The sequence below is a fragment of the Roseiarcus fermentans genome, from assembly GCF_003315135.1.
Classification (GTDB): domain Bacteria; phylum Pseudomonadota; class Alphaproteobacteria; order Rhizobiales; family Beijerinckiaceae; genus Roseiarcus; species Roseiarcus fermentans.
On the sequence record NZ_QNRK01000029.1, the window covers coordinates 65,355 to 90,371 of the forward strand.

The window sequence follows — 25,017 nt, forward strand, 5'->3', positions numbered from 1 at the left end:
CGCTCGCGCGCCAGTCACAGTTTGGACCGGCTCAATTATCTCGGGAGAGTCACCGCGATGGCGACCACAATCGGAAACCAGATCACGCTCGACGGAACGTTCACGGATTTCGCGGCCAGCGACATGGTGATGACGTCGGCGAACACTGTCACGGGCTATCAGGTCTACGGCGTCGACCTGAATGACGCGACGCTCGGCCCCACCTATGTGATCGGCATCGACGCGACCAGTTCGACCGATCAGGTGATCGCCGCGGGCACGACGATCTATCTCAACACCGACCAGAGCACGGCGACCGGCTACAGCCCGTCGTTCGCGGCCGGCAAGATCGGCGCCGAATACGAGATCGTATTCGCGAGCTCGAACGGCGTGCTCCAGCCCTTCCTGTATTCGGTGACGTCGGCTGGCGTGACGACCGAGCTCAACAACGGCCAGCCGCTGCCTTACGCCTTTTCCAGCAACGGCGAGAGCGTCGAGATCGCGATCCCGCGGTCGCTGCTCACTCCGTCCGGCGGCGCGGCGCCGACCTCGATCGACTTCGCCGCCCTGGTCAACAACGCCGTCGGGCTGCCAGGCGATTTCAACGCCAATCCGGAGTACGTGGTGGCCGCGCCGACGACCGGGGGGACGACGACGAGCCACGCGGTGAAGAAGGTCGGCATCGTCTATTCGGCAACGACGGCGGCGCTCTATTACGGCGGCGGCGCGGCCGGCGAATCCGCCTACGCCGATCTGTTCATGGACGCGCAGCAGCAGGCGCGCGCCGCCGGCGTGTCCTACGATCTGCTGACCGAGGCCGATCTCACCAACGCCGCCGAGCTTTCGCAATACAGCGCGTTGATCTTTCCGGACTTCCAGGACGTTCAGTCGAGCCAGGCCGCGGCGATCGAAAGCACTCTGCAACAGCTCGTCCAGACCGACGACATTCCGATCATCACGTCCGGCGACTTCATGACGAATGATCAGAACGGCAATCCGTTGTCCGGCAACTCGTACGCGGCGATGGAGAGCGTGCTCAACCTGGCGCCTTCCGGCTACGGCACGGCGACCTATTCGGTGCAACCCGACCCGACGGCGCTCTCCAACAAGAATCCCATTCTCTCCGGCTATACCTCCGGCCAACTGATCGGCGGCGCGAGCGGACTGTTCGCCGGCACGACGACGGGCTACTACACGAACTCCGGCTATACGACCTTCACCGGTTACACGGCGCCGGCCACGACGATCGCCGACATCGACATTGCCGGCGGCGCGACGCTGCCGGGCGTCGTGCAGTCCTCGACCGGTTCGACGGATTTCGCCACCACCGGCCTGTTCGGCGACAGCAACCTGTTGCAGCACGTCATCCAGAACGCCGTGTTCGGCACGACGCCGAGCCTCGCCTTGGACATCACCCGATTCAAGGGCATCCTGAACTCGCGCACCGACATGGATCAGTCGCAGTTCCCGTCGGACGTCAGCCCCACGACCGGTTCGGGCATTTACACCGAGCTGATCCCGATCCTGCAGTCTCTGTACAATCAATACGATTTCGTCGGCACTTACTTCATCAACATCGGCGACAACACGGCGGCCGGCGAATCGACCAACTGGGCCGTTTCCACCCCCTATTACGACCAGTTGCTCCAGATGGGGAACGAGATCGGCGATCACTCGACCACCCATCTGCTCAACCCGCCGACCACGACAGTGCCGGCGACCACGACCGCGGATGCAGCGGCCGGTTCGACGCAAATCAAGGTCAGCGCCTTGCCCGCGTACAACGGCGCGACGCTCGGCATGATCGTCACCGACCCGTCCAACGCGAGCGCCATCGGCGCGAACACGATCGTCTCGGCGGTGACGGCCAATTCAGACGGAACGTACACGCTGACCCTGACATACATGCCCGGCGGATATGGGACGGCAAACCAGGGCGTCCTCGCCGACATCCCCCCGGGGACCACGCTCGCCTTCGCCGTTCCGACGGAGAACACCAACTACCTGTCGGCGACCGGGACCGGATCGTTCACTTACGCCTACGAGTTTGGAGCATCGAAGGCGACGGAGTCCTCGAATATCGGCATCACGGTCGCCGGCGCGGCGGTCCCGGGCGCCAACGACTATCTGCCCGACTCCGAGCAGATCCTGTCGTATTTCCCGACCACCTCCAGCGTCACCGGCTACGTGAGCGGCGGCTGGACCGGCGTGGGCTCCGGCTCTCCGAACGCGATCGGCTACATCACCCCGTCCGAAACCAGCTCGGTCTATATCGCGCCGAACGTCACCTTCGATTTCTCGGAGGTCCAGTACGAGGACAAGACGGCTGCCTCGAGCCTCACCGACTGGGAGTCGCTGTTCAATCAGCTGTCCGCGAATTCGGAGACGCCAATCATCGTCTGGCCGTGGCACGACTACGGCATCACCGATTTTGCGACGGGCGGCGCCGGCACCGCCCCGCCCGGATATTCCGAGGCGCTGTACGCGGATTACATCCAATACGCATACAATGCGGGCTATGAATTCGTGACCTCGGAGGACCTCGCGCAGCGGGTCGCGGCCGAGCAGGCCGCGACGCTCTCCGAGACGACCAGCGGCTCCGTCATCACCGCGTCGGTCACCCCGGGCGCGGGGAAGACCGACCTCGGGGCGATGGCGCTCAACGTCGTCAACGGCGCCGCCGGCCAGGTGATCAAGAACGCCGGCGCCTGGTACGCCTACGACACGGACAGCGTCTTTCTCGCCAACGACACCAGCGGCGCGGCGGAGACCTTCACCGTCACGCTCGGCGCGACCCAGGACGACGTCACCCACGTCGATTCCCTGCCGATGCGCGCCGACCTGCAGTCGGTCAGCGGCGACGGCGCCGACCTGACGGCCTCGTTCACCGGCTCCGGCGCGGTCGAAATCCACCTCAAGACGCCGACGACAGGGGCGGGCGTGATTTCGATCCAGTCGACGAACACGGGGACGGGCGCGGCCGCGCCGACCGCCGTGCTGAACGGCGACGAGCTGACCTTGACGTTCAACGACGGCGCGGAGGCGATTTCCTCGGCCTCGCCGCAGGGGGTTCCGGCCCAGCACACCGTCACCATCACCGAAAGCGCGACCGCGGTCGCCGGCGCGGCCTTCGTGTTCACGGCGCCGACGGTGACGATCGCCGGAACCGGCGGCGTGACGAACCAGAAGGTCGTGACGATCGCCGGCACCGTGACGGAGCCGAACGCGAGCCAGGTCGTCGGATCGACGATCACGCTCTATGACAACGGCTCGACCACGCCGCTCGGCACGGCGACGGTTCAGGCCGGGGTCGCGGGCGGGCTGCCGACCTGGACGGCGACGGTGACGCTGACCGGCGACGGGACGCACTCCATCGTCGCCACCGACGTCGACGCGAGCCATCTGAGCGGAACCTCCGCCCCGGTCGTCTATACGCTGGATACGGCGGCGCCGACCGTCGCGATCACGACGGCGGGCAAGACCACCAACCAGGCGGCGCAGACGATCGCCGGCACGGTGACGACGACCGAGGCGGCGGCCGGCTCGACGGTGACGCTCTTCGACAACGGCAAGCAGGTCGGGACGGCGGCGGTCAGCAACGGGGCGTGGTCGACCACGGTCACCCTGTCCGAGGGCGCCAACAGCATCACCGCCTCGGACACCGACGCGGCCGGAAACACCGGTACGAGCGCCGCGGCGACCTTCACGCTGGACACGGTCGCCCCGACGATCGCGATCACGACGGCGGGCGCGACCACCAACCAGGCGACGCAGACGATCGCCGGCACGGTGACGACGACCGAGGCGGCGGCCGGCTCGACGGTGACTGTGTACGACAACGGCAAGCAGGTCGGGACGGCGGCGGTCAGCAACGGGGCGTGGTCGACCACGGTGACCCTGGCCCAGGGCGCCAACAGCATCACCGCCTCGGACACCGACGCGGCCGGAAACACCGGAACGAGCGACGCGGCGACGTTCACGCTGGCCACGTCGGCGCCGACGGTCGCGATCACGACGGCGGGCGCGACCACCAACCAGGCGACGCAGACGATCGCCGGCACGGTGACGGCGAACGGGGCGGCGGCCGGCTCGACGGTGACGCTCTTCGACAACGGCAAGCAGGTCGGGACGGCGGCGGTCAGCAACGGGGCGTGGTCGACCACGGTGACCCTGGCCCAGGGCGCCAACAGCATCACCGCCTCGGACACCGACGCGGCCGGGAACACCGGAACGAGCGCCGCGGCGACGTTCACGCTGGACACCGTTCCGCCGACGGTGGCGATCACGACCGCGGGTGGGACGACCAGCGAGACGACGCAGACGATCGCCGGCACGGTGACGACGACCGAGGCTGCGGCCGGCTCGACGGTGACTGTGTACGACAATGGAACGCAGGTCGGGACAGCGGCGGTCAGCAACGGGGCGTGGTCGACCACGGTTGCTCTGAGCGCGGGTTCGAACAGCATCACCGCCAGCGACACCGACGCGGCCGGAAACACCGGCGCCTCGAACGCGGTCGTCTTCACGGTTGCGACGAGCGCGGCGGGAACGCCGACAATCGCGTCCGAGAGCTATTCCGGCTCCGGCGCGACGGGCCACTGGGTCCTCGGCGGCACGGCGACCGCGGGCGCGACGGTGACGGTCTACGATGGGGCGACGGCGCTCGGAACGACGACCGCCTCGGCGTCCGGCGCCTGGACCTTCGCCACCGCCGAGACCAATGGCGCGATCCGCGTCTACACCGCGACCTCCGCCGGCGCCGCTTCGGCCCCCGTCACCGAGGGGACGGCCGGGAACGACGTGTTCACGTTCGCCTCCGAAGCGGCCCTGTCGGCGGCGGCGCTGATCAACGGCGACGGCGGGACCGATACGCTGCAACTGTCCGCTGCGACTCAGCTCAGCGACTCGGACTTCGCCCACGTTCAGGCCATCCAGACCCTCGGCCTGACCGGCGCGAGCGGCGTGACGCTGGGAGCGAACGCCCTCAGCGCCGGGGTCAAGACGGTCGTCACCGGGGCCGGCGCGACGAGCGTCACCGACGCCATGGCCACCCCGGCGACGCTTTTCGTGAATGCGGCCGCGCTCGCTTCCAGCAGCACGCTGACGGTGGCTGGCTCCGGTACGGTCTCGGTGAGCGCGCTCAAGGGCGCGCTCGTCGCGACCGGCGACACGGGCTCGCTCTCGGTGACCGCCACGGGCGCCGCGCCGCAGAGCATCACGGCCGGCTCGGGAAATACGACGGTCGCCGACAGCGTCAAGGGCGGCAGCGTCACGGTCGACGCGAGCGCGATGGGATCCGGCAAGACGTTGACGCTGGCGGGCGCAGCGGCGGAGACGCTCACCGGCGTCGCCGCGAACGTCATGGCGGGGAATCTCACTGGCGCGCTGTCGGTCACGACGAAGTCGACCTCCCTGTCGATCACCACGGGTACGGGCGCAACGCTGGTCGACGCCGGCGCGATGACCGGCACACTGAAGCTGATCGGACCGGGCGCGGTGACGGTGACGGCGCTCGGGGGCGACCTCGACGCGAGCGCCGAGGCGGGCGCCCTGAAGGTGACGACGAGCGGCGGCGCGCCGCAGACCGTGACCACGGGGTCGGGCTCGATCGCGATCGCCGACGACTCGACCGGCGCGCTGTCGATCAACGCGGGGTCGCTGGCGTCCACCAGCACCCTGACGCTGTCGGGGTCCGGCGCTGCAACCGTCTCGAACCTGAACGGCGGGCTCGACGCGAGCGGCTACTCCGGCGCGCTCGCCGTCACGGCGACGGGCGCCGGGTCGATCCTGACGGGCAGCGGCACGGATACGGTCACCGCCTCGAAGGGTGGAAACACGATCGCGGTCAACGGCCAAGGCGACAGCATCACCGTCACCGGCCACACCGCCGCCGACAGCTTCGTCTGGTCGGCGACGGGCGCCTCGCCCAACACGAGCTCGGGCCACGACACGATCACCGGTTTCGCGGCCGGGAAGTCCATCAACGATCTCCTGAACCTCTCGGCGATCAGTCCCGGATTGACCATCCAGGGCGCGCTGTCGAGCGGGTCGACGGTGGCCGCGGACTCGGTCGCCTGGCTCTATTCGGGCGGCGGCGCGATGGTCTACGTCAACACCTCCAGCAGCGCGCTTTCGACTGGCGATACGAGTCTGATGGCGATCGGGCTGGCCGGAGTGTCGTCCGGATTGTCGGCCGCGAACTTCAAGGCCTGACGCCGTGACCGGACGTCGTTCGCCGGGAACGGCCGCCGCAAGGCGGCCGCCCCGGCGGAACCCTCGGGCGTGGCGGCGAACCCTCGGCCAATGCGCCGGGTTCGCCGCGATCGTGCTCCAGGCGCTCGGCGCGGGCGCCGCCCACGCGCAGGCGGCGATCCCGGTCAAGCGGGAAATCCTCGCCTTGTACGACAGCGCGCAGGAGGGCGTCGCCAACGCCACGCGTATTCATCGGTTCGCCGAGATGCCGCTCAACCACCTCGGGTACATCCTGAGATTTCAGGATGTCCGCGCGAAGCTGCCGGAGGCGGCCGAGATCGCGCGCTACCGGGGCGTGCTGACGTGGTTCGCGGGTCCGGTCGCCGACGGCGACGGCTATCTCGACTGGGCGGATCGTGTTCTGCAAGCGAACCTGCGTTACGTAATCCTCGGCGATGTCGGCGCCCCGATCAATCCCGACACCCTTCCGGCCGTCAACCGGCTGCTCGGGCCGGCCGGGGTGCGCCATACCGGGGACATCGTCGGTCCGACGCTCGGCACGCGCGTGACGCTGGCCGATTCGGGCCTCGTTCAGTTCGAGTGCCGGCTCGGCCCGGTGCTGCCGGACTATCCGATCCTCGAGGCCGCGAACGCGCTCGAGCGGGTCGGCGTGATGCTGGAAACGCCACCCGACGACGGGGCGCGGACCTCCGTCCTGGTTTCGATCGGCGAGAGGGGCGCCTACGCCGCCTGGAACTACGAAATGTGCCACCAGCGGCCGCCGCTCTATCAGGGCCAATGGCTGATCAATCCGTTCGACTTCTTTCGCGCGGCCTTCGGCGCCGACGATTCGCCCATTCCCGACACGACGACGGCCTCGGGGAACCGCATCTACTTCAACGTGCTGGGAAGCGACGGGCTGACGCGGCCGAGCCGGATCGAAGCGTTCGGGGACGGGTCGGCGACGGCCGGCGAGGTGGATTTCCATCAGCTGATCGAACCGTATCGAAGCTTGCCGGCCACCCTCGAGCTGCACGGGCAGGAACTGGCGAACTCCGAGAAGAGCGGCTCGCAGACGCAGCTCCTCCTGAAGCAGGTGCTGAAGGAGCCGGGCGTCGATCTCCTGGGGCGGCCGCTGCAGGTGACGCTTTCGCGGTTCGATTCCGAATATCCGTCGGTCTCGAACCTCGCGCCCCTGTTCAGCGCGGAGCCGGAACATTTCATCAACAAGCCCATGAGCGACGATGCGGCCTACGCCAGCCAGAGCGAGCCGGGCGAAAGCGGGTTCGCCGCCCTCCTGCAGACCGTCGCGGGAACCGACTCGCCGCGACGGCTGAAGCCGTTCAATCTCAACGAGCACGCCTACGCCGGCGAATACCCGGCGCTGCTGCGATCGGTTCAGACGATCCTCAGCGCGGCCAGCGCGGCGCCGGTGACGCCGGTGTCGGCGAACCGCTACGCCGCCATCGTCGTCGGCTTCCAGAACGCGCGGATCGAGCGGATCGGCGCGGCGGCCTGGCGCATCAGCGACCGCGGCGCGCTGCAGACGGTCCGCTTCGACGCCGCGGAGGGGCGCGTCGTCGATTACCGCGCGAGCGTCGGCGTGATCGGTTCGAAGCAGGTCGGATCGACGCTCTACGTGGCGCTCGACGAGCGGGTCGACCCGGCGATCGTCGCCCTGGCGGCGCAATCCTCGGCGGCTTCCGCCGGCGGTCTCGCGCTCGTCGACAGCCGATGGATGATCCACACCGTCGTCAGGGAGGGGTGCGGATTGCGCTTCGAGGCGCATGGCTACGGCGACGGCTCCTTCTCCTGGTCGGGCGCTTCCGGCCGGTACACGATTTCCGTCGACCGGAAAGGCCAAGACCTCTGGCGGGGCGAGGCGGAGTCGGACCCGGCGGGACAATTGCGTTTCACTCTTCCGCTATCGGCGATCGAGCCGGTGAATGTTCGGATCGGCTGCATTGTCGACTCGGCGTCACGAGGCAATTGATTATGTAATATTTGACTCAGATACGCTCGCTCGAGCGATTAGTATTACTTTGACTGGACCTATCACGTCTGACCACGATCAGTGTTTTAGATTGGATTTGCGACAGCATAAACAATACACTGGGAACAGTAACGAGCTTGTGTCGATCATGAAGGATGCCCTGAGCCCCCGTTTGTCGAAAAGGGCGGTCCGGACATGGGCAGCCATCGGAGCCGAAGCGCCGCCGCCGGATCCCGGCGGAGCGCGTTCAGCGCCACGTCACAGGCGCCGTCATCGCGATCGAAGGAGGCGTGAATGAACGAGCTTTCCTGGCCGGGAACCCGGCCGCTCGCAGACTTACCGGACCTCGTGCGCGAACCGCCGCAGGCGCTCGTGCGCCAGGCGGTGATCATGGCGGGCGGCAAGGGCACCCGGCTTCATCCCTATTCCGCGTCATTCCCCAAACCGCTCATGCCGCTCGGGGAGACGCCGGTCCTGGAGCTGCTGCTGCGCCGGCTGAAGGCCGCGGGGGTGCAGGAAGTGATCCTGGCCGTCAATCACCTGCGTCATCTGATCCAGGCCTATTTCGGCGACGGCTCCGAACTCGGTCTGCGGCTGATCTACAGCGCCGAGGACAAGCCGCTGGGAACGGCGGGCGCGCTTGGCAACATCCTCGACCGTCTCGACGAAACCTTCTTCCTGACGAACGGCGATCTGCTGACGACGATGAACCTCGCCCGGATGGCCCGGACCCACGTTGCGGAGCGCGCCGACGCCTCGATCGGCATCTTCGAGCGGGAAAACAAGATCGATTTCGGGTTGATCGAATTCGACGCGCGGGATCGCCTGAGCGCCTATCGGGAAAAGCCGACCAGCAAGTATTATGTCAGCATGGGCGTGTATATTCTCCGGCGTGAGGCGGTCCGGGCGCACGTCGAGAACGTCGATTATCTCGATATGCCGACGCTTCTGTTGAAGATGCAGGCCGCCGACGGCAGCGTGCTGTGCTTCCGGGACGATTGCGTCTGGCTCGACATCGGACGGCCGGACGACTTCGCCCTTGCCCAGAAAATGTACGAGGAAAATCGTGACGCATTCCTTGTCGCTCCGTAACGTCCTCGTCACCGGCGGGAAGGGATTCATCGGGCGGAGCCTCGTCGGCGCCCTGCGCCGCCGCGGCGTCGCGACCTGGACGATCAGCCGCTGGCCGTCCGGCGACCCGGACGGCGCGAGGGAGATCGCGCTCGGCGAAGACGGGTGGGACGGGAGCGGGCTCGATCGCGCGCTCGAGACCGTTGCCCCCGACTGCATCGTTCATCTGGCCGGATCGGCCAAGGGAAGCGCAGCCGAGCTCGCCGCCGTCAATGTCGGCCTCATGCAGAGCCTCCTCGACGCGCTTCGGCGCACCGGCCTCAGACCGAGGCTGGTCGTCGCCGGCAGCGCGGCGGAGTACGGAGCCGCGATCCGGGACGGCGAACCGGTTCGCGAAACGGCCGTGTGCGCGCCGCTGTCGGTGTACGGAGCGACCAAACTGGCGCAGACGCGGGCCGCGCTCGCCTTTGCGGAATCGACGGGCGCGTCGGCGCTCGTGGCGCGCATCTTCAACCCGATCGGACCGGGCATGCCGGCGCACCTCGCCCTCCCGGATTTCGCGCGGCAAATCTGGGCGATGCCGGAGGGCGGCGGGACGCTGCGCGTCGGCGACATCGACGTCCGGCGCGACATGATCGACGTCGCGCACGTCGCCACGCTCCTCGGCGCGCTCGCCGACGATCCGCACGCCTGCGGCGTCGTGAACCTGTGCAGCGGGCGGGCGGTTCGGCTCGGGGATCTGGTCGAGATGCTGATCGAGCGGTCCGGACGGAAGGTCGTGATCGAAATCGATCGGAGTCGGCTGCGTGGGAACGAGCCGCGCACGATCGTCGGCAGCGTCGACCGGCTGGCGAGGCTCGGCCACCCGCCGCCGCCGACTGATTTCCCGGCCGTGATCGCCCGCGTGTGCCGGTCCACGGAAGAGAGCAGGGCGCAGGCGTCGTGATCGGGACGGGCCGCCGGCCGACCGCCTCCGCCCCCGGCCTGACGCGTCGCGACCTGCTTCTCGCCGCCGGAGCTCTGATCGTGGCGACAGCGAACGGCGACGCATCCCGCGCCAGCGCCTTGCCCGCCAACGCGCGGCGGATACGCTGGCTCGCCTTCTACGGCGCGACGGCCGACGAGGCCGTCCTCGGCGGCTATGACCTCGTCGTGCTCGATCCAGGCTTCACGGGCGACCTGGGCCGGATCGCGAGCCGGGGCGCGCGCGTGTGCGGCTACGTCAGTCTCGGCGAAATCAGGACCGCGGACCCTTGGTTCGCCGATCTCGACGACGCGGCGCTGCTGCCGCCGAATCCAGCCTGGCCGGGAACGCGGCGCGTCGACGTGCGGCGGCCCGCCTGGCGCGCGCTCCTTCTCGACCGGGTGATCCCGGCGCTCGCGGCGCGCGGCTTCACCGGGCTGATGCTCGACACGCTCGACACCCCGCCCTACCTGGAAGCGGTCGATCCGGCGCAATACCAGGGCATGCGCGCCGCCGCGGTCGGGCTGGTCGCAGCCGTTCGCGCGCAATGTCCGGACATGACGCTGGTCGTCAATCGCGGCTACGCCCTGCTGCCGGAGGTGATCCGCAGCGTCGACGCGGTCATCGCCGAGAGCTTGCTGACGTCGCCGGACCCGAAGACGGGAGGATTTCGCTGGCTCGACAGCGGCGATGTCGCGATCCAGCTCGCCGCGCTGAACAAGGCGGCGCGCCAGCGGCTGCCGATCCTCAGTCTGGACTACTGGGACCCGAAGGACCGGTCGACGATCAGGGAAATCTATCGGCGGGAGCGGGCCCTCGGACATCACCCCTATGTCGCAACGCCTTTGCTCAACCAGATTGTCCCGGACGAAGGCTGACGCCTGAGCTCGCCATTTTCGCACGGATGCTCGCCCAGACGGATTGATGGGCCAGTTCAGACCTGGATCAGACTTCCTCTTTCGCTTTCATTGCTGTCAACGTTTACAACAATACCGGCCTCGGGCCGGCCTTGGTCCCGGACGCGAGACCCCGCGAAGCCAGCGGCCGGTGCGGCGGTCCATGTCTGGCGGCGCATGTCACGGGACGCGGGAAGAACCATGTCGACGACGTCGATCAAGCTCGAACGCCTGTTTGCGCTGCGAGGCGCCTCCGAAGCGGCGCCGGGCGCGGAAACGAACCCCGGCGCCCGCGCGGGTCCCGGCCCGTTCGCCGGCTGGCGCCGGCAGGCGCTGGAAACGACGGCGTTCCTCGCCGTGATCGCCGTCGGGGCGCATCGCCTCGCCGGCGACGCCGACCTCGCGGGCCTGCCGCATCCCTACTGGCTTCCCGTGCTTCTGGCCTCGTGCCAGTACGGAGTCTCCGGCGGCATGATCGCCGCCGTCGTGGCCTCGGGCGTCTATGTCCTCGGGCTTTCGCCGCAATCGGCGGCGCAGGACTTCTACGCCTACGCGCGCAACGTGGCAGTGCAGCCGGCGATGTGGCTGGCGACGGCGCTGGTGCTGGGCGGCTTGCGCAGCCTGCACCTGCATCAGTACGCGGAGCTGTCCGAGCAGTTCGCCCTCTGTCGCCGGCGCGCCGCCGACATCGGCGACGGCCTCGAGCAGGCGGTCGCGGAAATCAACGCGCTCGAGCGCCGCATCGCCGAAGACGCGGGCAGCGTGGCGGCGATGTCGCGCAGCCTCGCCCAGATCGACCTGAGCGATCGCCGCGCCGCCGCGGCGAGCTTCGGCGAGCTGTTTCGCGCCGGGACCGGCACGGCGACCTTCGTCCTCTACCTGCGCGTCGGCGGCGGCTATGCGCCGGTGTGCGCGGTCGAGAGGGATGCGCCCTGTCCGACGGCGGCGATGGCGACGCTGTCCGAGGCCGACATGGAATCGATGATCGCAGAAGGCGCGCGGCGCGGCGTCGTCGCCGGGGAGGGCGACGCTTTCGGCCCGAGACGCCGGATCGTCGTCGCGCCGCCCTCCGGCGTCGGCGGAGAACGCCTCGCGGCGATCGTGTGCGACCTTCAGGAATCGCAGGACTTGCGGCAGTTCGGACGCCGGGCCGAAGACCTGGCCAGCGCGCTCGCGACCCTCCTCGCCGCCTGCCCGAACGCGACCCCGGGGAACCGGCCATGAGCCGCGGCGCGACCGGCGCCGCGCTCGCCCGGGCGGCGAGCCCTTCGCTTGCGGCCGTGGCGCGGGCGCTGAGCGGCCTGCGCCGCGCGAGGCCGACGGGCTGGCTCGCGACCTTCGTCGTCCTCGTCCTCGCCTGGCAGACGGGGCTGTTTCTCGCGCTCGTGGCGGGGGCGATCGCGCTCGTCCCGTACGGGGTCGTCCACGTCGCGGTCTCGGCGGTCGTCGCGGCCTGGCTCATCCGCCGGCTGCGGCGCGCGCCCGCCGACGAGGGGACCACGACGGCGCTGCAGATCGTGGCCTGGTCCGCCGCGGCCGGTCCTTTCGGCGCCTTCGCCGCAGCCGCGCTGACGCTTCCCGCCGAGCCGCCCGCCGAGCGCGCATCGCGCGAGGCCGATGCGGAGAGCGCGGCGGACGACCCGTCGCGAAGCGCCCGGGTCGAGCGCGTCCACACGGCGCTGCTCGACCGCCGCGTCCGTCTCAGGGGCGCGCACGGCATCCGGCCGTTGATGGACGTGATCGCCGAAGGCTCGCGGTCGGAGCGGCTGGAGGCGCTGCGCGTGGTCTACAGGAACTACGACGCGCAGCTCGCCGCCGTCTTGAGACGCGGCCTCTATGATCCCGACGCCTCCGTGCGCGTCCTGGCGGCGACCGTCATGGCCAAGCTGAACGGCGCGTACGGCCGGGCGATCGGCGAACGCCAGGCCGAGGTCGCCGCCGAGCCGAAGCTCGAGCGGACCTGGCTGACGCTCGCCCAGGCGCGGCTCGCCTACGCCGACAGCGGGCTCCTCGAGCCTTCCCGGGCGCGCGCGCAAATCGAAATCGCCATCGGCGATCTCCTGCGCGCCATCGAGATCGAACCGCGCGGCGAAGGGAGCCTGTTGCTCGATAAGGCGCAACGGCTGCTCGCGGCGGTCGCCCGATGACAGCGCGCGCCGGATCCTCGCGGGGCGGAAGCGCCCCGGGCCCCGCGGCCGACATCTGCCTCATCGTCGAAGGCGGCTACCCTTATGTCGTCGGCGGCGTCGCCGCCTGGGCCGACGCGCTGATCCGGGCGTCGCCGCAGCTCTCCTTCCACGTGATCTCGATCACGATCTCCAATCAGCCGCGCCGGCGAAGCTACAAGCTGCCGGACAATGCGCTCGGGGTCACGGACGTCATCCTCGACGCCTGTCCGCGCGGGCGGGCGCCCTGGCCGCGCGAGGGCGAGCGGATCCGGGACATCCTCGGGCTGGCGGAGATCGCGCTCAGCCACGACGACGGCTCGGCCTTCGAGGCGCTGATCGCCGAGCTGCGCGTCACCGGCTTCGGGCAGGCGGCGCTGCTCGACTCGAAAGCCGGCTGGCGCGCGATGGAGCAGGCCTATCATCGCCTGTCGCCGAATTGCTCGCTGCTCGATTTCTTCTGGTCCTGGCGCTTTCTGGTGCGCAGCCTGCTGGCGATGACGAGCGCGCCCTTGCCGCGCGCCCGGGTGTTCCACGCCGTCGCGACCGGATATTCCGGCGTGCTCGGCAGTTACGCCCGGCTGGTGACCAAGACGCCGCTGCTGGTGACCGAGCACGGCATCTACACCAACGAACGCCGGATCGAGCTCGCGGTCGCCGATTGGCTGTTCGAATCCGGCGGCGGAGGCTTCGACGTCGCCGTCGAGCCGGCCGAGTTGCGCTCGATCTGGCTCAATGCGTTTCAGTCCTTTTCGCGGATCGGCTATGCGGCCGCCGACGTGATCACGACGCAGTACCGCGCCAACCAGTCGTTCCAGCGCGCCGACGGCGCGCCGAGCGAAAAGCTGCGCATCATCCCCAACGGCATCGACGTCGCGAAGCTCGCAGCGATCCCGAGAAGCGACGCGCCGCGCCGGCCGACCGTGGTGATGATCGGGCGCATCGTGCCGATCAAGGACGTGCGCACCTTCATCATGGCGGTGGCCTTGCTCAAGGACCTCGTGCCGGACGTGCTGGCGATCCTGATCGGGCCGGAGGACGAGGATCCGGAATACGCCGCCGAATGCCGGCAACTGGTGCGCCAGCTCGGCGCGGAGCAGGCGATCGAATTCCTCGGCCGCGTGCCGGACGTGATGAAATATCTGGCTTCGTCCGACGTGCTGGCGCTCTCCAGCATCAGCGAGGCGCAGCCGATCGCCGTTCTCGAGGCCGCCGCGATCGGCCTTGCGATCGTGACCACCGACGTCGGGTCGTGCCGCGAGATCATCGAGGGCTTTTCCGGCGATCCGGTCGCGGGGCGCGGCGGCTATGTCGTCGAGCCCTGCAATCCCAAGGCGATGGCGGAAGCGCTGGCGAAAATCCTGCTCGACGGCGCGATGCGGAGGCAGATGGCCGACGTCATGCGGCGGCGGGTGGGATCCTACTACCACAAGGACCGCGTCACCCGGCTCTACGAGAGCCTGTGGGCCGAGCTGATGTCGCCGGCGCGTCCGATCGTTGCGGGAGGCGTCCTTGAAAAGCGTCAATAGCGCCATCGAGCTCATGACCCGCCGGGGAACGTTGTCCGGCCTGCTCGGCGCCTATCTCTACGCCGCGCTGCTCGTCGCCGGCCCGTGGATCTTCACCGTCCTCGGGCTCCTCAGCCTCAACGCCGTGCCCTGCGACGGGTCCTGCGCCGACCTGACCGTGTTTCGCTCGATCGTGATCTATAATTCCATGTACGCGCTGATCGTCACCAGCCCGCTGGCCTTCGTCACCGGACGCTACGCGTCCGAGCAGATGGAGCGCGGACGCGCCGCGAACGTCTTCTCCGGCGTCGTCGCTTCCCTCGGCCTGTTCGCCGTCCTGTCGCTCGCGATCGTCGCGCCGTTCTACGTCTTCGCCACGACGCTCGGGCCCGCGGCGGCGGTGTCGAGCCTGTTCAACGCGATGCTGATCGGCTGCTCCTGGCTTCTCATTCCGTTCCTCGGCGCGATCCGCGCCTACAACGCGGTGCTGGTCGCCTTCGGCGCCGGCGCGGCGACCATGCTGGCGCTCGGCGGCGTTCTCCACGAGCCCGACGCGAACACGCTGCTCGTCGCGTTCAACGGCAGCTTCGCCGTCATCGACCTCATCCTTCTCGGGGCGGTGGTGCGCCGCTTCGGCGCCAAGATCGTCGTCGATCCCGGCCTGAGGGCGAGCGTCTGGAGGAAATGGGAGCTGCCGGCCGCGGGCGCGGCCTATGCGCTGGGATTGTGGGTCGACAAACTCATCATGTGGCGCTCCGACGTTCCCGGCGGCCTGCGGGTCGCCGGCGCGCTCCAGACGATGCCCAGTTACGATTCGGCGATGTTCTGGGCGCAACTGTCGTCGATCCCGATCATCGCGGTGTTCTTCGTCCACGTGGAGACCCAGTTCGCCACCCTGGTGCGCACTTATTACCGGAGGGTGCAGCAGCGGGCGAGCCTTCGTGAATTGAACGAGATCGTTCACGACATCGGACGACACGTCATCTCCAGCATGTTCGGCCTGTTCGGAGCGCTGGTCGTCGTCGCGGCGATCATGATCATGGTTTCGTTCCTGTTCATGACTTCGCTCGGACTGCGCCCCTCGTACATGGGAATATTTAGGGTCTCTCTGTTTTCTATGGCCTTCTATACCAGCGCGATGTTCTGCTTCAGCTTCCTGCTTCAGCTCGACCTGCGCCGGCCGGCGCTGCTGATCGTGACGACCTATCTCGTGTTCAACGGGCTGCTGACCGCGGCTCTGCTGCCGCTCGGTCCCGACCTCTACGGCTACGGCAACATGATCGCCGCCACGCTGACCCTGCTGGTCGGCTTCGGCCTCGTCATCAAGGAGCTGTCGTGGCTCCACTATCACGCCTTCATTACCAACAACACATCAGTATAGTCTTCATAATCGGCAGGAGCGATAAGACATGTGGAAAGGCAAGAAAGTCCTCGTCACCGGGGCGGGCGGTTTCATCGGCAGTCATCTGACCGAAGCGCTGGTCCGGGCCGGCGCGACGACGACCGCCATGGTCCGGTACAATTCCGGATCGCTGATCGGCAATCTCGCCCTGAGCGACGCCGACCTCCGTCGCGAGATCCGCATCGTCAGCGGCACGATCGAGGACAGCGATTTCGTCTATCGGGCGGTCAAGGGCCAGGACGTCGTGTTCCATCTCGCCGCGCTGATCGCGATCCCGTTCTCCTACGAGGCGCCGCGCACCTACGTCCGCACCAATGTCGAGGGCACCCTGAACGTGCTCGAGGCGGCGCGCCAGTTCGGCGTCGGGCGGCTGGTGCACACCAGCACTTCCGAGGTCTACGGGACGGCGCTCAGGACCCCGATCGACGAGAGCCATCCGCTGCAGGGCCAATCGCCCTATTCGGCCTCGAAGATCGGCGCCGACAAGCTGGCGGAGAGCTACTTTCGCTCGTTCGAGACGCCGGTGACGACGGTGCGGCCGTTCAACACCTTCGGGCCCCGTCAGAGCGCGCGCGCGTTCATTCCGACCATCATCGCCCAGGCGCTGAAAGCCCGGGAGATCCGACTCGGCTCGCTCGCGCCCGAGCGCGACATGACCTTCGTCAGCGACACGGTCGCGGGGTTCCTGGCGGCGGGGGCGACGCCGGGAATCGAGGGCGAGACGATCAATCTCGGCACCGGTCAGACTTTTTCCGTCGGCTGGTTCGCCAAGCGGATCCTGGCGCTGATGGCGGTCGAGAAACCGCTCGTCCAGGACGACGAGCGGCTGCGTCCCTCGGCGAGCGAGGTGATGAAGCTCGTCTCGGACAACAGTCGCGCCCGCAAGGTCATGGGCTGGTCGCCGGTCGTGCCGCTCGACGAGGGGCTCGGGCGCATGATCGAATTCGTTCGCGACCACCTGTCGCTCTACCACGCCGACGGTTACGTCAAATGAAGCGGCTTTCCGCGCGCAGGAACCTGAGTCCGCGTTGAATGACGCGCGCGCGCCTGTTCATCGTGGTGGTGATCGGGTCGCTGCTGGCGGCGGCGGCGGTCCTGTCTCCGAAGCGCGGCGAGCAGGCCGCGATGCTCGCCGGCGAGGGTCGCCACGCCGAGGCGATCGCGCTGCTCGAGCGTCGGCTCGCCGCGGCGCCCGGCGATCCCGACATCCTGGCGGCGCTGGGCCGCTCCTACGCCGCGCTCGGCGAGGTCTCGCGGGCCGTCGCCGCGTTCGACGCCTATCTGGCGGCGCGCCCGGACGACGGCGCGGCGCGAGAGCGGGAAGCCGAACTGCTGCTGCAAGGGGGGATGACGGATCGCTATCTCGACGCCATGGCGCGGGTGGCGGCGGAGAGGCCCACTCCCGCCCGCGTCACCCGGCTGATCGAGCTCTATCGTCTGCACGGGCGCGCCGACGACGAGGCGCGCGCGCTCGAGACCTACGCGGAAAAGGGCGACCTCGACTCGTCCCAGCTGGAACGGCTGGGAGCGCTTCTGGCGGTCCGCGGCGAATGGCGGGAATCGAGGAAGTGGCTCGAGCAGGCGGATCTCGACGCGCCGCCCGAGGCGAGCGAAGGCCGCTTCCTGCTGCTCGAGGTGATGATTTCGATCGGCGCGGTCGACGACGTCGACGCGCGCCTGAAGGCCTGGATGGCCGACTGGCGCAGCCCCTACCTGTCGGGAAAGCTGATTCTCCGGGTCGCGCAGTCAGGCGACGCCGGCGAAGCCGCCCGTCTGGCGGTCGCCTACGCCGACAGCGCGCCGGACGCGGCCCTCGACATGGCGAGCTTCCTCGCCGGCAAGGACTGTCCTGGCCTGGCGCGCGCCATGCTCGTGCGCTGGGCCGACGGCGCGAGGGGGGCCGATGGACCGCATCTGCACGCCTTCGTTCAGCTGGCGGCGCGGCTCGGAGACCCGGGCGACGGGCTGCGCGTCGTCCTGCGCCTGGCGCGGAGCCGGTCGAACGCGTCCGCGCTGGGGCAGCTCGCCGAGGACCTCGTCGATGCGTTCGGCGCCCCGATGCTGTCGGCGGTCCGACCCTTGCTGTCGAACGAGGTTCTCGCGGCGCGGCCGCTGTTCGCCGCCGAACTCACGCTCGCCGACGGAAACCCGGAAGCGGCGCGCTGGTATCTTCGCCGCGTCGATCCGGAGGCGCTGCGGCCCGAGCGCCTCGCCCCCTGGCTCGCGCTCTGTCGCCGGCTCGAGATGGCGCCGGAGGCGATGGCGGGGTTGGCGAAACTCCTGGCCGAGGGACGTCTGCCGGCGGACCTCGCGCCCGGTCTGGCGAGAGACACGGCGAAGCGCGACCGGGTGATGGCGCTCGACTTGATCTGGAACGCGGCGGGGCGTTAGCGCCGATCGCCGCCGCGGGGCGCCGTTCAACCCCGCGTTGTTGCGAGTGAAGCGAAGCAGTCCGTCCCGCGACGCCTTCACGCCGATCCAAGTCAGACATTTGCGCTGGCGTTCCCGGCCGAAGAGACACACTGATCTCGGTATACGGGGCGTTGCTCGCGGCGACGGAACGGCCGCCGATACGCCTCGGCGAGCCGTGAGCCCGCAGCGCGCGGCTTCGCGCCGCAGACGGGTTTCCTGGCGCCGCCGGTCGAGGCGTCGTTCGATCGGCGTCGCGATATCGCAACGTGGAGGGGCGACATGCACTCGTTCATCAAGGCCTCCACCATGGCGCTGGTCGCGACCGTCGGGCTTCCGAGCGTTTCCCACGACGGCGGCCGGGTCGGCGAGGCCCGGGTTGGCGAGGCGCAGCTCGGCGCCGGGCTCTCGCCGCCGGCGCCGACGCCCGCGAAGAGCGCGGGGCCGCTGTTTCCAACGCCGGACCTGCAGTTCCCGGGCGGCGGCGGTCCCGAGGCGGCGCAGCCGGCGAAGCCCCAGCCGGTTCCGGCGCAGAGGATGGCCGCGGCGTCGGCGGTCGATCGCGCGCCGGCCCCTTCGGCGCCGGACGGAGGGAAGGTCGAAAGGGGAGACAAGCTCAAGCTCGGATTTTTCGAGACGGTCGACCTCGGCGGGGCGCAACGGGGCTGGGGCGACCCCCAGGGCGGACTGCGCACGTTCTATCAGCGGATGGACCTGAGCGGAGAGTATCTGGTCGAGGGGAACGGCGGCCTCTCCGTTCCGCTGCTCGGCGAAATCCACGCGGCCGGACGCGACCTGGACGACCTCCGCAGCGAGCTGGCGGCCTCGTTCGCGGCCGTCACCGGGCGAAGCGCACGGATCGACGCGAGAATCGTGGATCGCGCGCCCGTCTACGTCGTCGGACCGGTCCGGAACCCGGGCGCGGTCCACTATGCTGAGGGCCTGTTCGTGCTGCAGGCGGTGGCGCTGGCCGGCGGTCTCGGCCGCGGCGCCGACAACCCCTCGACCCTGGTGGAGGGCGCCCGGGAAATGGAGCGGCTCCGGCTGGCGAACCTCCAGCTCGACCGGCTGACGGCGCGCCGGGCCCGGCTGGAAGCCCAGCGCGGCCAATCGTTCGGTCTCCTGTCGTCCGACGGCGCGCCGCGCGCGATCCCGATCGCCGACGACGGGCAGCCTCCGCCTCCGGGATCCGCCGAGCCGCCGCGGGACGGGCAGTCCCTCGGCGCGGCGGAGAGCGCCATCTTGCAGGCGGAGCAAGCCAGGCGCCGGAGCCACGAAAAGGAGCTCGCCGCCAGAATCGACGCGGCGCGCAACGAAGTCGAGGCGATCAAGGCCAAGCTCGACCAGTTCGAGATTCAAAGGGAGATGCGGGCCGAGCGCCTCGACACGATGCAGAAGCTGAAGGACCGCGGCGTCGATACGAGCGACCATATCCTGACGCTGCGCACGGAACTGGCGGACATCGAGGCGCGCCGCCAGGACTGCCGCGTGACGCTGGTCGAAGCCGAGGCGCGCCTCGCCCAGGCCGAGGACGACAGCGGCAGAGACGCCCTCGACTACACGACGGATCTGGCGAAGGAGATCGCGGCCGTGGACAAGGACATCGCGGAGGCGCGTGAAGCCGCGGGCTCGGCGGAATCCATGGCGACGATCCTCTCCGGCTTCGTCGGTCCCGGCGCGCAGCCGCACTACGAGATCCTGCGCGAAGGCGGAGAGGGCGTCGCGATCCTTCCGGCGTCGGAAACGTCGCCGCTGAAGCCGGGAGACGTGCTGAAGGTGAAGTGAGCGCCCGCGCGACGGGCACCGTCCCAGCCCCCACCCGGGCCGCGCCCCGCGCGGAAGAACGCTGTTATCGCGAGCCGAGCGACGCCATCCGGGGGGCCGCTGGACTGTTGGCGTTGCGGCCCCCTCACGGCCACACCGCCCTACGGGCTATGGACGCCTTTGCGAAAATCTTGAACTATCGACAGCGCGGCACACCCAGCGCCAAGGCTTCTTCCCCTGTCATTTCATGAAGTTCTGGGGTATCGAGCCAGCCTCTGTCTCGGACGACTTCATAAATACGAGCTCCCCATTTGGTATGCGTCATCATCGCTCGATAAGTTGGATCATCAAGAGATAATCCTACCCAGGGATTGGACGAAATTGCCTCCGTTTGTCGGACGGCATGGAACTCAAAACGAGTATCTGATCCCGCAATGATACAAGAGCGAGGATATCCCAGCCATAAGGTCGATGCTGAGACATACCAGCCGTCCAATCGCTTAACCTGTTTATTGCTTTCCGCTTTCGACATCAGCATACACATTGAATAGTCAATGCGATGATCGCAAAGAGCGCCCCCGTGCTCAAATTCGTGAGCGGTGGCGGCTGATACTAGAGTTAAGCTAATTAATGGCAGCAGTAGATACCTTGGTTTCATCTTCGCCATCTCCGATTATCAGGTGGATGAATATAGCGCCGCCTCCCTCGACTTGGCGGCGCTTGGCCGACTGGGGACGTTTGATCCTCATGGAGGTTAGTCTTCAGAAAATGAGCAGATGTCTTCCAGTCTTTCTGGCCAGCCGCCGCCGTCGACGCAGTCGGTACTGACGCCGCGATCACGGTTGGACAGAAGCCAGGTATCGACCTCGTCCGGAATCGCCGGCGCGAGGTCGTCGCTCGCGTCGGGGCCGAGAATCCTCCGCACAGTTCATGTAGCTTACGCGGCGAAAAACGGCCGCGACATCGAAGTCAACACGCATAAACAACTGAGCGCAATGATGGTTACGGTGACAAGTTGTCGCAGGCGGCGCCGCCATTCGAGGCGTGCTTCAGCCTGACCCGGTCCCTCGGACCGGACTCCGGCGGCCGCGGCAAGATTGCGTTCCGGACGATGAAGGGCGGCTTCTTCGCCTGCGCTGCGAGGGTCAGCGTCGCCTGTATCGCTTCGAGGTCGAAGGCTGCGGCCGGGCGGGGGATCCGCGTCACGGGCGGCGCGAAGCGCGGTCTGGTCGGCGTTGGGCGCGGCGTCGTGGATCAGGAGGTCGGCGCCATGGGCGCGCGCCGTTTCGATCAGGACCTCGAGCCGCGCGGTCTGACCCCTGACGACCACGGACGCGTCGGCCCGCCGGCGGTCGCCCCGGCTCGCGCGCCGCCCTGGCGTCTCGCCATGTCATCGCGTGCATAACCTCAGGCCTGGCGCCGCAGGATCGCCTCGGCGCCCAACCCGCGCGCGCCGGGTGATTGGCAGCAACGTCGTTACGCCGCGTCCCAGGCCGTCCCGCAGGTTTTGCTTCCGATCTCGCCCGACAAGGGGTCTGACCGCCGCTGCGTCAGGACGCTGTCGCGACGCGCACGTGACGCAGGGTTCACGTCCGACACGACGCGGGCATTACTCCTTTCGTCAATTCAAGTCGTAGGATGTAGTTCAAAAGCGTCTGAAATCGACCAGTTGGATTTTGAAACTTCGGTTTAGCTTGCAGTGTGAAGATTGGACTCGCACTGGACGGCCGACCGATGAAGAGTTCTCAGACGAGCGTGAACGGCGTCAGCGCATCGCGACTTCTCGAATCGCGACTTCTCGAATCGCTGTGCGCGCAAGGCGACCGCGTCGTTCTCAACGCGCAGCAGAGTCTCCCGCTGCCGCTGGCCGACAAGGTGATCGTCCTGCGCGACGGCATGCTGGCGATCGACGCCATGCCGGCGAAGGGAAAGCTGCAGGTTCTCGACTTCCTGCTGGCGGGCGACGTCGTGTCGTCGTCGAAGATCCTGTCGGCGCGAAAGGTGTCGCTGCGGGCGATCACCCGTTCGTCCGCGATCGTCCTGCAACCCCTGGACCTGTCGCCCACCGCGCTCGAGCCGGAGTGCTGGCGGTTCCTGGTCGAGCAGTGTTTCAATCAGATCACGCGCGTCAACCTGCACCAGCTGATGACCGGCCGTCTCGAAACGGAGGCCCGGGTCGCGTCCTTCATCCTCGCGCTCGCGCTGCGAGAGGGTTCGCTCGACGACCGCCGGGAGGTTCTCGTCGCGCTGCCGATGTCGCGCGTCGACATCGCCAACTACCTCGTCATCAATTGCGACACGCTCAGCCGGACGATGATGAAATTCTCGGACGGCGGCGTCGTCGAACGCGTGAGCCGGCACGCCATTCGGGTCAAGGACCTGCCGGCGTTGCAGAAAAAATCGCCGATCGCGGGACTGCTGGCCGAGGTGGTCGGGCGGATGCACGCGCCGCGCGCCGACCTCTGCCTTCCCGAGGCGAGGGCGGAAACCGCGCTTCGCGGCGCCGACTGCGATCGAACCGGCGCGCACGGGCTCGCGGCCCGCGCGCCGCTGTCGGCGGCGGAATGATCTCCGGCACGATTCAACGACAGGAGCGAGACATGTGCGGAATAGTCGGTGTCGTCGGTCGTGGCCCGGCGGCCGCCTCAATCGTCGATGCGCTGAGGAGGCTGGAATACCGCGGCTATGATTCGGCCGGCATCGCGACCCTGGAAAACGGTCGCCTGACCCGCCGCAGGGCCGTCGGCAAGATCGAGAACCTGGAGGCGACGCTGGCGCGCCGGCCGCTCGGCGGCGCGATCGGCATCGGCCACACCCGCTGGGCGACGCACGGCCGTCCGACCGAGCGCAACGCCCACCCGCACGTCGTCGGCGGCGTCGCGGTCGTCCACAACGGCATCATCGAGAACCACCACGAGCTGCGCGTCGAACTGAAGGAGCGCGGCGCCCGCTTTCGCACGGACACCGACACCGAGGTCATCGCCCACCTGGTCGCCCAGGAACTGCACAACGGACTGGCGCCGGTCGAGGCGGTGCGCGCGACCCTGCCGCGGCTGAAAGGCGCCTACGCGCTGGCGTTCCTGTTCGAGGGCCACGACAATCTGATCGTCGGGGCGCGCAAGGGGTCGCCGCTGGCGGTCGGCTACGGCAAGAGCGAGATGTACCTCGGCTCCGACGCGCTCGCGCTGGCGTCGTTGACCGACGTGATCAGCTACCTCGAGGACGGCGACGTCACCGTCATCAAGAGCGACGGAGTCGAGTTCCTCGACCGCGAGGGCCACAACCTGTCGCGCGCGCAAGGGGCGATCGCGACCGACGCCAAGGCGGTCGAGAAGGCCGAGCACAAGCACTATATGCGCAAGGAAATCTTCGAACAGCCCGAGGCTCTGGGCAGGACGCTGGCCCAGCACCTCGGACAGCCCGGCCTGACGGTCGCGCTTCCGGCCGGGACCGCGGGCGTCTTCCGCGACGTCGATCGCCTGTCGATCACCGCCTGCGGCACCGCCTATCTCGCCGGGCTGGTCGGACGGTACTGGTTCGAGCGCTACGCCGGACTTCCCGTCGACATCGACATCGCGTCCGAGTTCCGCTACCGCGACGTGCCGTTCCGTGCGGGCAATCCGGCGATTTTCGTGTCGCAGTCGGGCGAGACCGCCGACACCCTCGCCTCGCTCGAATTCGCCAGGGCGCGCGGCCAGCGCATCCTGTCGATCGTCAACGTCCCGACCTCGACGATGGCGCGCGCGAGCGAGATCGTCCTGCCGACGGTCGCCGGGCCCGAGATCGGCGTCGCCTCGACCAAGGCCTTCACCTGCCAGCTCGCGACGCTCGCCTGCCTCGCGATCGCGGCGGGTCGGGAGCGCGGGACCTTGTCGGCCGAGGCCGAAGCGGCCCTGGTGCGCGGCCTCGCCAACACGCCGCGCGCCATGACGACGGCGCTCGAACTCGAGCCGGCGGTGCGCAAGATCGCGCACAGGGTCGCGGCCTTTCGCAGCGCCTTGTTCATTGGCCGCGGAACCAGCTACCCGCTGGCGCTCGAAGGCGCGCTCAAGCTCAAGGAGGTGTCCTACATCCATGCCGAGGGCTATGCGGCCGGAGAGCTGAAGCACGGGCCGATCGCGCTCATCGACAAGGACTTCCCCGTCGTCGTGATCGCGCCGGGCGACGCGAGCTTCGAAAAGACGATGTCCAACATGCAGGAAGTGATCGCGCGCGAAGGAAGGCCGATCCTGATCACCGATCAGAAGGGGGCCTCGCTCGCGCCGCAGGGGCGCTGGGAAACGCTCGTGCTTCCGACCATGCCGGCCATTTGCGCGCCGCTCGTGTTCGCGCTGCCGCTGCAACTTCTAGCTTACCATGCCGCGCTCGCGCTCGGGACAGACGTCGATCAGCCGCGCAATCTCGCCAAGTCCGTCACGGTCGAGTGATTCGCCGCGGCGCTGACTCGGCGCCAGCAGTGGTCGGGAAGGGTCCCATGCAGCACATCGCCGTTCGCAACGACCCCGACGCGCCGGGCTCCGCGCCGCCGCCGGAAGAAGTCGACTCTGGACTATCGGCCTTGTCGCTGATTGCGGGGTACTACCGGATTGCGGCGGATCCTTCGCAGTTGCGGCATCAGCTTGCGCTGACGGGGCGGCAGGCCGGTTCGGAGGATCTGGTTCGGGCGGCGAACGT

17 protein-coding genes are annotated in these 25,017 nt (G+C 68.5%); 15 read left to right on the forward strand and 2 right to left on the reverse strand.

Going from position 1 to position 25,017, the window contains the following annotated elements; genetic code table 11:
• The first annotated feature begins 57 nt into the window (after positions 1–57).
• The 12 genes from DFR50_RS22415 (at position 58) to DFR50_RS22470 (ending at position 20,364) form a co-directional block, all read left to right on the forward strand.
• Positions 58–6,192, forward strand: coding sequence for an Ig-like domain-containing protein (locus DFR50_RS22415; RefSeq protein WP_113891497.1), 6,135 nt, complete (start codon positions 58–60; stop codon positions 6,190–6,192).
• Positions 6,193–6,304: 112 nt separating this feature from the next.
• Complete coding sequence (locus DFR50_RS22420) at positions 6,305–8,164, forward strand: polysaccharide deacetylase family protein (RefSeq protein WP_113891498.1); 1,860 nt, start codon at positions 6,305–6,307, stop codon at positions 8,162–8,164.
• A 294-nt stretch (positions 8,165–8,458) separates the two neighbouring features.
• Positions 8,459–9,256 carry a nucleotidyltransferase family protein gene (locus DFR50_RS22425; protein WP_113891515.1) on the forward strand — a complete coding sequence of 266 codons (798 nt, stop codon included), beginning with the start codon at positions 8,459–8,461 and terminating at the stop codon, positions 9,254–9,256.
• Positions 9,231–10,181, forward strand: a complete 951-nt coding sequence (locus DFR50_RS22430; RefSeq protein ID WP_170153347.1) for an NAD-dependent epimerase/dehydratase family protein — start codon at positions 9,231–9,233, stop codon at positions 10,179–10,181. Before DFR50_RS22425 ends, DFR50_RS22430 begins: the two co-directional genes overlap by 26 nt.
• A gap of 80 nt (positions 10,182–10,261) precedes the next feature.
• Entirely contained in the window at positions 10,262–11,077 is an 816-nt protein-coding gene (locus tag DFR50_RS22435) for a glycoside hydrolase family 191 protein (protein WP_170153348.1), read from the forward strand.
• A 219-nt stretch (positions 11,078–11,296) separates the two neighbouring features.
• Positions 11,297–12,319 (forward strand): hypothetical protein, encoded by a 1,023-nt coding sequence (locus DFR50_RS22440; RefSeq protein ID WP_113891501.1) that lies wholly within the window; start codon positions 11,297–11,299, stop codon positions 12,317–12,319.
• Positions 12,316–13,242, forward strand: a complete 927-nt coding sequence (locus tag DFR50_RS22445; RefSeq protein WP_113891502.1) for a hypothetical protein — start codon at positions 12,316–12,318, stop codon at positions 13,240–13,242. Before DFR50_RS22440 ends, DFR50_RS22445 begins: the two co-directional genes overlap by 4 nt.
• Positions 13,239–14,789 carry a GT4 family glycosyltransferase PelF gene (pelF, locus tag DFR50_RS22450; protein ID WP_113891503.1) on the forward strand — a complete coding sequence of 517 codons (1,551 nt, stop codon included), beginning with the start codon at positions 13,239–13,241 and terminating at the stop codon, positions 14,787–14,789. The genes DFR50_RS22445 and pelF overlap by 4 nt, the downstream gene beginning before the upstream one ends.
• Positions 14,773–16,149: an exopolysaccharide Pel transporter PelG gene (pelG, locus tag DFR50_RS22455; RefSeq protein WP_147262855.1), complete on the forward strand. Its 1,377-nt coding sequence runs from the start codon at positions 14,773–14,775 to the stop codon at positions 16,147–16,149. The genes pelF and pelG overlap by 17 nt, the downstream gene beginning before the upstream one ends.
• 28 nt (positions 16,150–16,177) lie before the next feature.
• Positions 16,178–17,164 (forward strand): GDP-mannose 4,6-dehydratase, encoded by a 987-nt coding sequence (locus tag DFR50_RS22460; RefSeq protein WP_113891505.1) that lies wholly within the window; start codon positions 16,178–16,180, stop codon positions 17,162–17,164.
• Between the two features lie 38 nt (positions 17,165–17,202).
• The gene (locus tag DFR50_RS22465; protein ID WP_113891506.1) at positions 17,203–18,561 is read left to right on the forward strand and encodes a tetratricopeptide repeat protein; all 1,359 of its coding nucleotides are present in this window, start codon (positions 17,203–17,205) and stop codon (positions 18,559–18,561) included.
• Between the two features lie 300 nt (positions 18,562–18,861).
• Positions 18,862–20,364, forward strand: coding sequence for a polysaccharide biosynthesis/export family protein (locus tag DFR50_RS22470; protein ID WP_113891507.1), 1,503 nt, complete (start codon positions 18,862–18,864; stop codon positions 20,362–20,364).
• Between the two features lie 175 nt (positions 20,365–20,539).
• Here the strand turns inward: DFR50_RS22470 and DFR50_RS31585 are convergent, their stop codons facing one another.
• Together DFR50_RS31585 and DFR50_RS31590 are read right to left on the reverse strand one after the other, a co-directional pair.
• Positions 20,540–21,001: a hypothetical protein gene (locus DFR50_RS31585; RefSeq protein ID WP_210209006.1), complete on the reverse strand. Its 462-nt coding sequence runs from the start codon at positions 20,999–21,001 to the stop codon at positions 20,540–20,542.
• Between the two features lie 279 nt (positions 21,002–21,280).
• Positions 21,281–21,673 (reverse strand): hypothetical protein, encoded by a 393-nt coding sequence (locus tag DFR50_RS31590; RefSeq protein WP_147262857.1) that lies wholly within the window; start codon positions 21,671–21,673, stop codon positions 21,281–21,283.
• A gap of 404 nt (positions 21,674–22,077) precedes the next feature.
• On the opposite strand from DFR50_RS31590, the gene DFR50_RS22480 reads away from it, so the two are divergent.
• The 3 genes from DFR50_RS22480 to DFR50_RS22490 form a co-directional block, all read left to right on the forward strand.
• Positions 22,078–22,911 carry a Crp/Fnr family transcriptional regulator gene (locus DFR50_RS22480; protein WP_113891509.1) on the forward strand — a complete coding sequence of 278 codons (834 nt, stop codon included), beginning with the start codon at positions 22,078–22,080 and terminating at the stop codon, positions 22,909–22,911.
• 32 nt (positions 22,912–22,943) lie between these two features.
• A complete protein-coding gene (gene glmS, locus DFR50_RS22485; RefSeq protein WP_113891510.1) occupies positions 22,944–24,770 on the forward strand; it encodes a glutamine--fructose-6-phosphate transaminase (isomerizing) in 1,827 nt (608 codons plus the stop codon).
• Positions 24,771–24,817: 47 nt separating this feature from the next.
• The coding region (locus DFR50_RS22490; RefSeq protein ID WP_147262858.1) for a cysteine peptidase family C39 domain-containing protein at positions 24,818–25,017 on the forward strand (200 nt) is incomplete at its 3' end.